10 protein-coding genes are annotated in these 13691 nt (G+C 58.8%); 5 read left to right on the top strand and 5 right to left on the bottom strand.

The window, feature by feature from the left end; all coding sequences use genetic code 11:
• Positions 1–237: 237 nt before the first annotated feature.
• The 3 genes from HX851_RS29795 to HX851_RS29785 all read right to left on the bottom strand — a co-directional run bounded on the left by HX851_RS29795 (position 238) and on the right by HX851_RS29785 (position 1415).
• Positions 238–885 (bottom strand): hypothetical protein, encoded by a 648-nt coding sequence (locus HX851_RS29795; RefSeq protein WP_177066372.1) that lies wholly within the window; start codon positions 883–885, stop codon positions 238–240.
• A 91-nt stretch (positions 886–976) separates the two neighbouring features.
• The gene (locus HX851_RS29790) at positions 977–1156 is read right to left on the bottom strand and encodes a hypothetical protein (protein ID WP_177066371.1); all 180 of its coding nucleotides are present in this window, start codon (positions 1154–1156) and stop codon (positions 977–979) included.
• Positions 1157–1175: 19 nt separating this feature from the next.
• A complete protein-coding gene (locus tag HX851_RS29785) occupies positions 1176–1415 on the bottom strand; it encodes a hypothetical protein (protein ID WP_177066370.1) in 240 nt (79 codons plus the stop codon).
• Positions 1416–1475: 60 nt separating this feature from the next.
• Between HX851_RS29785 and HX851_RS29780 the strand changes: the two genes are divergently transcribed.
• From HX851_RS29780 to HX851_RS29770, 3 genes are all read left to right on the top strand, one after another.
• A complete protein-coding gene (locus HX851_RS29780) occupies positions 1476–1748 on the top strand; it encodes a hypothetical protein (RefSeq protein ID WP_177066369.1) in 273 nt (90 codons plus the stop codon).
• A gap of 470 nt (positions 1749–2218) precedes the next feature.
• Positions 2219–2434 (top strand): hypothetical protein, encoded by a 216-nt coding sequence (locus HX851_RS29775; RefSeq protein WP_177066368.1) that lies wholly within the window; start codon positions 2219–2221, stop codon positions 2432–2434.
• A gap of 39 nt (positions 2435–2473) precedes the next feature.
• On the top strand, positions 2474–3025 hold the full coding sequence (locus tag HX851_RS29770) for a DUF2857 domain-containing protein (protein WP_177058584.1): 552 nt from the start codon (positions 2474–2476) through the stop codon (positions 3023–3025).
• A gap of 179 nt (positions 3026–3204) precedes the next feature.
• Here HX851_RS29770 and HX851_RS29765 read toward each other — a convergent pair whose 3' ends face one another.
• Both HX851_RS29765 and HX851_RS29760 read right to left on the bottom strand, forming a co-directional pair.
• Positions 3205–3603: a hypothetical protein gene (locus HX851_RS29765; RefSeq protein ID WP_177066367.1), complete on the bottom strand. Its 399-nt coding sequence runs from the start codon at positions 3601–3603 to the stop codon at positions 3205–3207.
• A gap of 346 nt (positions 3604–3949) precedes the next feature.
• Positions 3950–4165 (bottom strand): hypothetical protein, encoded by a 216-nt coding sequence (locus HX851_RS29760; protein ID WP_177066366.1) that lies wholly within the window; start codon positions 4163–4165, stop codon positions 3950–3952.
• Between the two features lie 385 nt (positions 4166–4550).
• On the opposite strand from HX851_RS29760, the gene HX851_RS29755 reads away from it, so the two are divergent.
• Together HX851_RS29755 and HX851_RS45225 are read left to right on the top strand one after the other, a co-directional pair.
• Entirely contained in the window at positions 4551–5102 is a 552-nt protein-coding gene (locus HX851_RS29755) for a hypothetical protein (RefSeq protein ID WP_177066365.1), read from the top strand.
• A gap of 19 nt (positions 5103–5121) precedes the next feature.
• Positions 5122–13371, top strand: a complete 8250-nt coding sequence (locus tag HX851_RS45225) for a calcium-binding protein (protein ID WP_256262844.1) — start codon at positions 5122–5124, stop codon at positions 13369–13371.
• Positions 13372–13691 lie beyond the last annotated feature (320 nt).

The following is a 13691-nucleotide window of genomic DNA, read 5'->3' as shown; positions in this document are numbered from 1 at the left end:
CATGCAATTACTCACCATGTCACACCGTGAGTCCCTACGGCTCGCGATGGCTGCGTGGGGTGTGTTCCTGGATCCCGAGGCGAGTGAAGCGCAGCCTCCATGGAGTGGGATCATCGATGCGATGAGGGGGGCAGGAAGAGAGAGCCCAAGAAAAAGCCCGACAGAGTCGGGCTGAGGTGAGGTGTTGCAGTAGGTCAGGTATGTGGCCCGAACGAGTTTCTTTGCGGCAGCGATTATTCAATCACCACCGAAGGCGGGGCGCGGGCCTGCCGAGCAGGTGGCACCGGTTTGATTGAGCGCCTTGAGCACGAATGGCCTCCATTTCAGCGAAATGAAAAAGTCGTTCAGCTCTCGCGCTTCTCTACGAGCATCCCGGGCGACATCCACATCGCCCGAGGTCATCTGCTCGCACACCTGGTTGTGAAAGTTCTCCATCCATTCTGCGAGTGCAGAAATTTCATCTACCACGGCAGAGGGGCGATACCAGACAACTTCGTGCTCGCCGATAAAGCCCTTCAGTACGCGTTCAGCACTGATGGTTGAGGGCGGTGCACCCAGCGGGTAGGCGTGGGCGCCGGTGTAGTAGATCTCAATCATGCGCGGTTCAAAGGAAGCCGCTGTCTCGATCTGTGAGTAGGCATACAGGTCGTAGAACCGTGACGTGCAGAGCCGGATGGCATCCTCGATCAGGCTACAGTAGCCCACGATGTATTCACTCGTGGTCTGGCGGTATCCGATACCTGGCGCTTTATTCGGCACATTCATCACGCCCGAACAGACGATGGTGAACTGCTTTTGGAACGCATCCAGACGCACAAACGAATGAGGCGAGTAGGGGTTGCGGACAAAGGGAAATTGACGCAAAAGGCCCAGTATTTTTTCCATGGCGATTCTCCTGGTTCACAAAGCGGAACGCGGAGAACACTTCGCCCGGCGGGGATGAGTTCCCCGCGTGGGTAGGTACAGCGATGACGGTTTAGATCAGGTACTTCATGCCACCCAACACGATGCCTGCAAAGGCAGACAGCATGATGCCCATGCGCACGGTGAGCTTGACCTCCAGTTGAGAGCAAGCCGCGACCATTTCGGCGCGCACTGCCTTCATCTCCGTACGAAGTAAGGCCACATCATTTTTGGTTGCGAGGGTTGTACTCATCTCTTCCTCCAACGCATTTTTAGATGAGGTACTTCATGCCACCCAACACGATGCCTGCAAAGGCAGACAGCATGAGACCCATGCGTATGGTGAGCTTGAGCTCCAGAGCGACGATTTCCGTACGAAGCAAAGCCATATCATTTTTGGTTGCGAGGGTTGTACTCATCTCTTCCTCCAGCGCATTTAAGACGGCGGTAGCGTTGTCTTCCGAAACGTTGGCCGAGACCAACGCCTTGTACAAAGCCGTTTCCAATTTCATCAGACCTCCAGATTTTTGGGAGGGCCTGGCCCTACGGGCGAGGCCCGTAGGGGGGAAACAGTGAAGCGACAGCAGTGCTTCCATCGGCTGCAATGGCAGTCGATCAGTCGCACTACCGGAAGCGCTGCGACTTGGGTCGTGGATCATGCGCAATGGCGCATCGCAGCTCTCAGATCCAGGCTGCGTAAGCAGGGTGCTGACAATGCCAGCGGTATGCCCCTGCACAATGAATACCGCCGCCGACGCCTGTCAAAACTCCATCTGCAACAAGCTTTTGCCAGCCTGCTGCGTTTGTCTGAAACCGCGAAGATGACGACCGCATCGGTTCCCTGATCTACGTAGGCATGAGGCGGATGGGCCAACCAGACCCCTCCGAAAAGCGTGTACGAAGTTGTGCCGGCATGGTGTGGTTTTGGTCCCTTACTCTGTACTAGCCCATGTCCTGGGTGCCGTATTCATGGCCTGCGCTTCTCGGCGCTGGCGCCCTGCGTAAGGTACGGCGATTGCTTTGGATGGGGCATCTGCTGGCAGGCTGATCGAAACCCCCTAATGCCCGGCGCAATCCTGCGTCTCACAGTCAGTGCCTGATTTTTCCTGCTGGTGAAGCGCTTTTTCTGACGGCTATCTCCAGGCTGAAGCACTACATATGTATAGGCATCACGGAATTCAGCGGCGGTGCAGCAGGAGAGGGCGGTGAAACACAGGAGTGGTTTCATCAGCCTGCCCAGGAATGTTCACGCTAGCCGTTCAGTTATCACCGGCACTGGCGCCGGAAGCGATAGCCACCACAGGGAGAACCACAAATGGATTTGAGTTTCGATGTCACGGGCGAAGACACCTGCACGGTTCTGCTCAGGCTCAGTACCGAGCAACTGAAGAACCGCGGATTTCTGTATGAGCTGGCCTGTCGCCTGGATGATTGGGCGGGCGTCGAGATACTGAGGGTACAACGAGGACGGCATTGCACAGAGGACGCTGACTGCGTGGAGTGCTGGGATTGGAAAGCCATCGGTCGCTGACGGCGGCCCTTATCAAATCACGCAGTGGTGGAGGTTTATATGCACCCGTTGAATCTGGCAGTCGCCTTTCAGATCATGAACAACATCAAGAACGGCCAGTTGCGCAATTGCCTGGCCATGGGCATTGAAGAGAAAGACCTGCAGACCCTGATCGATCCCCATTGCATGGGGGCCCTGGTGAACTCGCCGGTGCCCTGGTTCAAGGTGGTGGTCAATGGTCCGGTCGTCCACCGGCTGCTGAGCCACGTCAAGGACAGCGAGGAGGAGTATCTGATCAGCCGCGCGATCACCCTGGGCGCCAGTTCTCCGATGATTCTGGAGCTTTTCGGCCTGTCGGCCAAGGAAGTCGCCATCCGCCGCACGATGTTGGGCATCCCCCATCGCAAGGGCCGCTGGCCCCTGGTGGGCTCCCAGGAGGAGATCAGCCTCTGGGAGCACTGGGTGCGCCTGACACAGGAGCTGGACACGGACCTGAAGGATTCACGCTCCGTACTGAAGGTCGCGATGCAGATGACCGAGTGCGTACCGAGGCTGAACCTAGCGATGGTCTGGAGCCTTGTCCAGAGCTGGATCGCCGAGGGGCTGGTGTGAGGCGTTGCTGATACGACGAGGATCAGGAGGGGGAGCGTTGCTCCCCTTGTTTTATTGGGCCTCAGAGAGGCCTGCTGCTGGCCGGTAGCGCATCGAGCCAAGCTGCTCGGTACTACCTTCCTCAGAACGAAAACCGCCGACTCACCTGTGAAGGTGAGTCGGCGGTTGATGGGCCTCAGTCAGACTGAGTCCATGATCCAACGGTCCTGGGACAGAAGCAGGAGCGTGTAGCTTCTGTCCCCTGCGGTGTAGATGTACAGCGTGGTCTCATTCTCGGCTTCGATATCATTGAAGATTGAGATGATCCGACCGCCACTTTGCAGTGCGTGGGCATGAGCCTGTTGGTCTTGCTCACTTAATTTGCTCACATCACTGACCAGATGGAGCATCAGGAAGGGAAGGGTGTTGACCCCTTGTTTTTCAAGCTTTTTGACGCCTTGAGTGGCCAGCACGCGGCCGGGTTCGAAGGGCAGAACCCTATGCTTTTCAATGCTCAACTCGCCCAGGATCGCAGTAGCGATTTCTTCTGAGACGCCGGTATCGAGCAACACCTTGTACATCGTCATTTCCGTTTTCATCAGACCTCCAGATTTTCGGGGAGGGCCTGCCCTCTACGGGCGAGGCCCGTAGGGGGGAACGGTGAAGCGACAGCGGTGCTTCCATCGACTGCAATAGCAGTCGATCAGTCGCACTACCGGAAGCGCTGCGACTTGGGAGGATCATGCGCAATGGCGCATCGTAGCTTCCAGATCCGTGCTACGTCGGCAGGGGGCTGGCAATGCCAGCGGTATGCCCCGACACAATGAATAACACCGAGTGGAGCTGTCAAAAGCCCAACTGCTACAGATTTTTTCCGGTACGCAGTGCCTGTGTCGATGAAAGGTACGAACAGTACGAATGCTGATATGTGGAGGCGTCTGGTCCTTATCGATTGGCCTTCCTGATCATCTGGATGAACGCCTGAATCCGCTCCTCCAGGTCGAGAGGGGATTCACGGGTGGGGCTTTGGCTGATGAGCTTCGCTACTTTGACTTTGTCGACGTCCTTGAAGACTTTCTGTGCTTTCGTCTCGAAGGGCAGGACAGGGTCGAACGGCCCCGTCTCCAGCCGTTTTGCGAAGTGTTTGTAGGCCGCGCTCAAGGCACCGGTCAGGGTGTCTTCGGGAATGTAGTTTTCGATCTCTCTGCCGGATGCTTTGGCTATAGCTTTTTGTTCTAAGTCGCCACAGGCAAGTCGATTTTCCGTTGACTATGCTCGCAGCACAATTCCCATGTTGGTGATGGTACGGAGCTGCAGTCGCATGGATGCTACGGTCAATCAGTGTGCTCCGTTCACGCGGGCGTTCCTGCCGAATGTATTCACCCCGATTTTTGCCCGCTGGCGAGCCTTCGTGTGCGCAGGCGGCACCTGCGATCGTTCGCGATCTAATCCTCTCAAACACTGGTTTCCCCCTGGAGCTGGAGGCTTCTCGCCAGGCTTTGCTGTTGTCTCACCCCTTAACAATGCAAGGCAATCAGGATGAATTATGTACATACCCTCTGACCCAAAAGTTATACAAGCTGTCGCCGAAGATGGGTTTGTGCGGCGTTGGGCCTTTTGGCTACCACTGGTTATAGCGGCTCTTCTGGTTTATTTAAGTCCTGATGAGTATGTGTCTTTAAGTGGTGCATTGAAGTTGTTCACGTGGCTGCCCGTGCTTGTTTTTCCATCAATAGACGTTTGGGCCAGCAGGTCCTCGTTTCCTGAAAATACAAGGGTGCTGTTTTCTTTTTTCGCCTATGCGTCGATCTACTATGCCGTGCTTGTTGCTGGCTGGGACAAATACAAGCTGGCCTTTATAGGGTCGCGCAACTCCCCTAAACGGCATCTCAAGCCCCTGATCGTTGCGCTGTATCTCTTGCCGCCATTATTGCTATTCAGTGTGGCCCTTCCCGCTGAAGAGAAGTGCTTGAACTTGTGCATTCACGCATCAAGGCTTTTGCAACTTATCTACGCATTCTTATTGTCTTTTTGGCTGGGCTTTGGCTTGGCCTCGCTGTACTGGTGGATCAGGAATTTCTCAAAGATTCATTTCTAAAAAATAAGAGAGGTGTGCCATGGCCGATTCGCAAATCAATTATTCCACGTTTGAACCTGACTGGTGGGACGGCGTTGGCGTTTCTGCCGAAGCAGTGAAAGGTGGGATTGAAAAAGCGATTCAAGAAGCCTATGGCGGAACGCTCTCTGAGGCGAACAAAAAAGCGCTCGCAGACGCCGCTTATCAGCACCATCTGGCACAGAACGCCATGAAGGCTTCGGCTGCGGCTGCCAAGGAAGCGTTGCAGTATGCCGACCTGCCTGACTCCCCGTTGTATAAAAATGCGACGGCAACGGCCAAGGCCTATGAGTCGATTGCAAAAAGTGCCATGGGCGAAGCGAATCAGATCATGAGCAATGCCAATGCCGGTAGTGCGTTGGCAACCAATCTCAGTCGCCTGGCGTCCGTGCTGGGGCCCGCCATCAACATTGCCCAACTGGGCACGGCGATGAGCACCGGGGACGCGTATGAGGTAGGCAAGACGGCAGTCACCGTATTGGCCGGCATGGCCATTGGTTCGCTTGCCGCCGGCGCCATGGCCGCCGTAGGGGCTCCCGTATTGCTTGCGACTGCGGCCTCAATCGTGGCCGGGTTCGCAGCCAGCAAGTTCTGGGGCTGGCTGTGGGACAACGGTGGAGCTGAGTCCCTGGGCGTTAAACGGGGTGATGATTTTAGCGGCGCGAGTATTGGGGCGGGCCTGGCCTCGCTGTTATCGGCACTGTTTGGCCAGGCCGAAGGCACCGTGTCGCCCCTGATACTGGACCTGGATGGCGATGGCGTTGAAACCATCAGTGTGAACGCCGGCATCCATTTTGATCATGATGGTAACGGCACTTCAGAAACCACAGGCTGGGTTGGGAAGGATGATGGCCTGCTGGTCTGGGACCGAAATGGTAACGGGCAGATAGACAATGGCAGTGAACTCTTTGGCAATAATTCCATCCTGTCGAACGGGCAGCGGGCCACTAACGGTTTTGCAGCGCTGGCTGAGCTGGACAGCAATCATGATGGGAAAATCGACGCTAACGACAGCGCCTTTTCCACCCTGCAGATCTGGCGAGACCTCAACAGTGATGCGAAGGTCGACGCCGGTGAACTGCTTAGCCTGAGCGCGGCGAATATCGCGAGTTTGAACACCGCCTACAGCAATGGCTCAGCCATCGACCCGCAGGGGAACAAGGCGCTTCAGGTCGGGCAGTACACGGATGCGAACGGGGTCATTCGCAGCATGAATGACATCTGGTTCAACGCCGATCGTCTCAATACCGTCGACGCGGCGCCCGTGGCGGTGTCCGGGGAGATTGCCAGCCTGCCGAACTTTGCGGGCCTGGGTAACGTGAAAAGCCTGCATCAGGCCATGGCCAAAGACGGCTCGGGTGCCTTAGTCAGCCTGGTCCAGGCCTTGAAGCAGGACGTCTATTCAGCGCAAAGCGGTGACCTGATCGATCAGTTGATTTTCAAATGGACGGGGGCCGATGCCTACGCCGCCAACAGTCGGGGGGAGTACCTCGCCGATGGCCGAAAACTCTATGCGCTCGAAGCCTTTCTCGCGAAGTCCTTTATCCAGGGCAGTGGGACCAATGAAGGGTTGCCTAACCCGGGGCCCAACTCTGCTGAAGTCTTGATGCAGGCTTATGAAAAACTCAGAAGCCACATCGTGGAGTCGTTCGTGTTTGAGATCCGCCTGAAGCCCTATTTTCAGGCGATGAATTTGACGCTGACACCGTCTGGGTTTTCATTCGACTTCGCGGCGGTCACGACAGCCTTCAGTCTCGCGTTTGAGCAGGCACAGGGCACCTCTCGGGAACTGGTTGTGATCGACTTGTTTCACTTCAGGGATATTCAGGATGTGAAGGACAGGTTCGCCTCCTCTGATTTGCTGGCTGACCTGGTCAGCCGCCTGTCGAGCGCTGAGCGTTCGGATCTGTTCACCCGCGTACCGAATCTGATCGTCGGATCATCCGGTGATGAGCGATTGACAGCCCTGAACGACAAGAGCTACGTGCTGATTGCCGGCGCCGGCAATGATGAACTCCTGGGCGGCAACCTGCATGATCGGCTCGAAGGTGGCTCCGGCAACGACACCCTGAGCGGCGGGGCCGGGAACGACCTACTCGATGGCGGGACTGGCAACGATATCCTCAACGGTGGCACAGGCGCCGACACCTACCTGTTCAAGCTGGGCGATGGTCGCGACACGATCAACGAAGACAATAGCTACGGCTCTGAAACCGACGTCGTGAAGTTTGGTGAGGGCATTCTGGCGTCCGATATCACGGCCACTCGCGTCGGTGTCAATCTGGTGCTGAGCCACCGCAATGGCCAGGATCAGATCACCCTTAGCAACTGGTTTTATGCCAACAGCGGTCGTTATCAGGTGGAGCGGTTCGAGTTTGCGGACGGTACAGTCTGGACCAGTGCTGCCGTCACCGCGCCCTTTCTGGTTCAGGTCGGCGGCGAGGGGGATGATGTTCTGACGGGGCTGACCGCGGCCTTCAACCAGTCGCTGTCTGGCGGTGCAGGGAACGACACGCTGATGGGCGGTGCTGGTGCCGATACCCTGGAAGGCGGAACCGGCAACGATGTGCTCAACGGTGGTGCCGGCGGGGACATCTACTTGTTCAAGCTGGGCGATGGCCGCGACACGATCAACGAAGACAACGGCTACGGTTCGGAAACCGATATCGTCAAGTTCGGCGCGGGCATCCTGGCCTCCGACATCACGGCCACCCGGGTGGGCACCAGCCTGGTGCTGAGCCACCGCAATGGCCAGGATCAGATCACCCTCAGCAACTGGTTCTACGCCACCGGCGGCCGCTATCAGGTTGAGCGCTTTGAGTTCGCAGACGGCACCGTATGGACCAGCGCCGCCTTGAGTACCCTGATACTGACGCAAGTGGGCGGTGACGGGGACGATGTGCTGAGCGGCGTCAGTGCCGCGTTCAACCAGTCGCTGTCGGGAGGTGCCGGCAATGACACCCTCAACGGTGGCTCGGGGACTGATGTGCTGGAGGGCGGTACGGGCAACGATGTGCTCAACGGTGGCGCCGGCGGGGACATTTACCTGTTCAAGTTGGGCGATGGCCGCGACGCCCTCAACGAAGACAACGGCTACGGTTCGGAAACCGATGTCCTGAAGTTCGGTGAAGGCATTCTGGCTTCGGACATCACCGCTACCCGCGTCGGTGTCCACCTGGTGTTGAGCCACCGCAATGGCCAGGATCAGGTGACCCTCAACAACTGGTTCTATGCCAACGGCGGTCGCTATCAGGTCGAGCGGTTCGAGTTTGCGGACGGTACAGTCTGGACCAGTGCTGCCGTCACCGCGCCCTTTCTGGTTCAGGTCGGCGGCGAGGGGGATGATGTTCTGACGGGGCTGACCGCGGCCTTCAACCAGTCGCTGTCTGGCGGTGCAGGGAACGACACGCTGATGGGCGGCGCTGGCGCCGATACCCTGGAAGGCGGAACCGGCAACGATGTGCTCAACGGTGGTGCCGGTGGGGACATCTACTTGTTCAAGCTGGGCGATGGCCGCGACACCCTCAACGAAGATAACGGCTACGGTTCCGAAACCGATGTGGTGAAGTTCGGCGAAGGCATTCAGGCCTCCGACATCACGGCCACCCGGGTGGGCACCAGCCTGGTGCTGAGTCATCGCAATGGCCAGGATCAGATCACGATCAGCAACTGGTTTTATGCCAACGGCGGTCGTTATCAGGTCGAGCGGTTCGAGTTTGCGGACGGCACCGTATGGACCAGCGCCGCCTTGAGTACCCTGATACTGACGCAAGTGGGTGGTGACGGGGACGATGTGCTGACCGGCGTCAGTGCCGCGTTCAACCAGTCGCTGTCGGGAGGTGCCGGTAACGACACCCTCAACGGCGGCTCGGGAGCTGATGTCCTGGAGGGTGGTACCGGCAACGATATCCTGAACGGTGGCGCTGGCGGGGACATTTACCTGTTCAAGCTGGGCGACGGCCGCGACACCATCAACGAAGACAACGGCTACGGTTCTGAAACCGACATCCTGAGGTTCGGCGCGGGCATTCTGGCCTCCGACATCACGGCCACTCGGGTGGGCACCAGCCTGGTGCTGAGCCACCGCAATGGCCAGGACCAGATCACCCTCAGCAACTGGTTTGCAACCAACAGCGGGCGCTACCAGATCGAGCGGTTTGAGTTCGCCGACGGCACGGTCTGGACCAGCTCAGCACTCTCCACGCGCTTGCTCGACCTGCAGGGGGGAGACGGTGACGACGTGCTGACCGGTGTCAGCAGTGCACAGTCGCAAGTCATTCGAGGAGGGGCAGGCAACGATGTCATTACCGCAGGGGCAGGGGCCGATTTGCTGGAGGGCGGCACCGGCAACGATGTCTTGAATGGCGGTGCGGGCGCTGACCTCTACTTGTTTGATCTGGGCGACGGGCAAGACGTTATCAACGAAGACAATGGTTATGGCTCCGAAATCGATGTCCTGAGGTTTGGCGAAGGTATTCAGGCATCGGATCTCATCGCCAGCCGCGTGGGCATCAACCTGGTACTGAGCCATCGCAACGGTCAGGACCAGATCACCCTCAACAACTGGTTCGCGGCCAACAGCGGCCGCTATCAGGTCGATCGGTTCGAGTTCGCCGACGGCACAGTCTGGACCAGCGCGGCACTGGCTGCCTCGCTACTGACACAGGTGGGCACAGAGGGCGACGATGTCCTGACGGGGGTCAGTGCTGCGTTCAACCAGTCCCTGTCTGGAGGCGCCGGGAACGATACCCTCAATGGTGGTTCCGGTAGCGATGTGCTGGACGGCGGCACGGGCAACGATGTGCTCAACGGCGGCGCTGGCGGGGACATCTATTTCTTCAAGCTGGGCGATGGCCGGGACATCATCAACGAGGACAACGGCTACGGCTCCGAAACCGATGTTGTGAAGTTCGGGGAAGGTATTCTGGCCTCCGATATCACGGCCACGCGAGTGGGCATCAACCTGGTATTGAGTCACCGCAATGGCCAGGACCAGGTGACCCTCAACAATTGGTTTGCCACCACCGGCGGTCGCTACCAGGTGGAGCGCTTTGAGTTCATCGACGGGACCGTGTGGACCAGTGCTGCCTTGACGACCCTCACGCTGACGCAAGTCGGTGGGGCCGGTGATGATGTGCTGACCGGCGTCAGTGCTGCATTCAACCAGTCGTTGTCGGGAGGCGCCGGTAACGACACCCTCAACGGCGGTTCGGGAGCCGATGTCCTGGAGGGCGGTACCGGCAACGATATCCTGAACGGCGGCGCCGGCGGGGACACCTACCTCTTCAAATTGGGCGATGGCCGCGACACCATCAACGAAGACAATGTCTACGGTTCTGAAACCGACATCCTGAGGTTCGGCGCGGGCATTCTGGCCTCCGACATCACGGCCACTCGGGTGGGCACCAGCCTGGTGCTGAGCCACCGCAATGGCCAGGACCAGATCACCCTCAGCAACTGGTTTGCAACCAACAGCGGGCGCTACCAGATCGAGCGGTTTGAGTTCAGTAACGGCACTGTTTGGACCAGCGCCGAGGTGTCCAAGCAACTGCTGGAGCTGGTGGGCGGAGACGGCGATGACGTGCTGACGGGCGTCAGCAGTGCGCAGTCGCAAGTCATTCGTGGCGGTGCGGGCAATGACATCATCACCGCGGGCGCGGGTGCCGATCTACTGGAGGGTGGCACCGGCAATGACGTACTCAACGGCGGCGCGGGCGGCGACACCTACCTGTTCAATCTGGGCGATGGCCGCGACACCATCAACGAAGACAACGTCTACGGCTCGGAAACCGATGTGCTGAAGTTCGGGGAAGGCATTCTGGCGTCCGACATCATCGCCACGCGCGTGGGCGTCAACCTGGTGCTCAGCCATCGCAACGGCCTGGATCAAGTCACCCTCAACAGTTGGTTTTCTGTGAACAGCGGTCGCTATCAGGTTGACCGGTTCGAATTCGCCGACGGCACAGTCTGGACCAGTGCGGCCTTGGCCACCACGTTACTCAAGCAGGTGGGCGGTGACGGTGACGACGTTTTGACAGGTGTCAGCGCCGCGTTCAACCAGTCCCTGTCCGGCGGCGCCGGGAACGATACCCTCAATGGCGGTTCCGGTACCGATGTGTTGGACGGCGGTACGGACAACGATGTGCTTAATGGCGGTGCTGGCGGCGATATCTACCTCTTCAAGTTGGGCGATGGTCGCGACACCATCAACGAAGACAACGTCTACGGCTCGGAAACCGATGTGCTGAAGTTCGGGGAAGGTATCCTGGCCTCTGATATCACGGCCACGCGCGTCGGCGTCAACCTGGTGCTGAGCCATCGCAATGGCCAGGACCAGGTGACCCTCAACAGCTGGTTCTCCGTCAACAGCGGCCGCTACCAGGTCGACCGGTTCGAATTCGCGGACGGTACTGTCTGGACCAGTGCCGCGTTGGCCGCCTCGCTGCTCAAGCAGGTGGGTGGTGACGGCGATGACGTCCTGACGGGCGTCAGTGCAGCGTTCAACCAGTCACTGTCCGGCGGCGCCGGGAACGACACCCTCAATGGTGGTTCCGGTACCGATGTGTTGGAAGGCGGTACCGGTAACGATGTGCTCAACGGCGGTGCTGGCGGCGATATCTACCTCTTCAAGCTGGGCGACGGTCGCGACACCATCAACGAAGACAACGTCTACGGTTCTGAAACCGATATCCTCAGGTTCGGGGAAGGCATTCTAGCCTCCGATATCACGGCCACGCGCGTCGGCGTCAACCTGGTACTGAGCCATCGCAACGGCCAGGATCAGGTGACCCTCAACAGCTGGTTTTCGGTCAACAGCGGCCGCTACCAGGTCGACCGGTTCGAATTCGCGGACGGTACTGTCTGGACCAGTGCCGCGTTGGCCACCTCGCTGCTCACGCAAGTGGGAGGCGAGGGCGATGACGTCCTGACGGGCGTCAGTGCCGCGTTTAACCAGTCCTTGTCCGGAGGTGCCGGAAACGACACCCTGAACGGCGGCACTGGATTCGACGTGCTGGAGGGGGGCGCCGGCAACGATGTCCTCAACGGCGGTGCCGGTGGTGACACCTACCTCTTCAAGCTGGGCGACGGCCGGGACACCATCAACGAAGACAACGTCTACGGCTCTGAAACCGATATCCTGAAATTTGGTGAAGGCATTCTGGCCTCTGATATCACGGTAACGCGTGTTGGCGTCAACCTGGTGCTGAGCCATCGCAACGGCCAGGATCAGGTGACCCTCAACAACTGGTTCTATGCCAACAGCGGTCGTTACCAGGTCGACCGGTTCGAGTTTGCGGACGGTACTGTCTGGACCAGCGCAACGGTCGCCGCTCCGCTCTTGAAATTGGTCGGAGGCGACGGGGACGATGTGCTGACCGGTGTCAGTGCGGCCTTCAACCAGTCACTGGTGGGCGGCGCGGGGAACGACACCCTGACCGGTGGCGCCGGCGCGGACGTCCTGGAAGGAGGGACGGGTAACGACGTGCTGAACGGTGGTGCCGGTGGCGACACTTACCTCTTCAAGCTGGGCGATGGCCGAGACACCATCAACGACGACAACGTCTATGGCTCGGAAACCGACATCCTGAAATTCGGCGAGGGGATTCTGACCTCCGACTTCTCCGTCTCCCGGGTCGGCAACAGCCTGGTCTTGAACCATCGCAACGGCCAGGATCAGGTGACCCTCAACAACTGGTTCTACACCACCGGCGGTCGCTACCGGATCGAGCGATTCGAGTTCGCTGACGGCTCGCTGCTCACCAGCGACCAGATGACGGCCAGGGCCAGTACGGCGGGCAATGACACCCTTACAGGCTCCAGTACCAACGACCGGCTGCAAGGGGGCAAAGGCAATGACCTGCTCCAGGGTGGGGACGGTGCTGATATTTACGTTTTCGCCGCGGGCGACGGGCAGGACACCATCAACAACTTCTCAGCGACACCGGATGACACCGACGTCCTGAGCATTGAAGGTATCTCGGCCACCAACCTCTGGCTCTCTCGCGACGGCAATAACCTGGTCATCGATGTGACGGGCTCCGATGATCGGGTAACGGTCAAGGACTGGTACCTGGGTTCAGCTCAGAAGATCGACGTCATCCAGGCGGGAGGGGCATCGCTGTACGCGAACGCCGTGGACAACCTGGTCAACGCAATGGCCACGTTCGGCGCGCCGGCAGGAGGTGAAATCAACCTCACGCAAAGCCAGCGTGAGCAACTGAATACGGTGATTGCTGCGAACTGGCATTGATCTATTTGCCGGGAAGGGTGGGCCTGCCCAGGTCCACTCTCTTGGCTCAGGCGTCTTCAGTCGCCGACATTTTGGTACTCAAACCGTATCGTGATGTTTCACGCTCTAGGCGCAAGAGGTACAGCTAAGCTACCGGTCGGTTGCTACTCTTTGTGAGTGGCAGTGATCGGCCAGAAGCAGCCGCTGGCGGAAGCCCTGCTCAGACAAGGGAGCTCGCTCATATAGCCTCACTATGAGGCCCGGAAGCGTCTACGCAACTAGGGCGACTCAATCCTAGGGGCTGTTGCCGTTTGACGCTAACTGAACGAGCCCCATGAAAG

It is taken from the genome of Pseudomonas gingeri (genome assembly GCF_013385635.1).
In the GTDB taxonomy this organism is placed as follows: Bacteria; Pseudomonadota; Gammaproteobacteria; order Pseudomonadales; family Pseudomonadaceae; genus Aquipseudomonas; species Aquipseudomonas gingeri_A.
The sequence above is the reverse complement of the archived record's forward strand: the minus strand, read 5'-3'. Positions and strand labels throughout refer to the sequence as shown.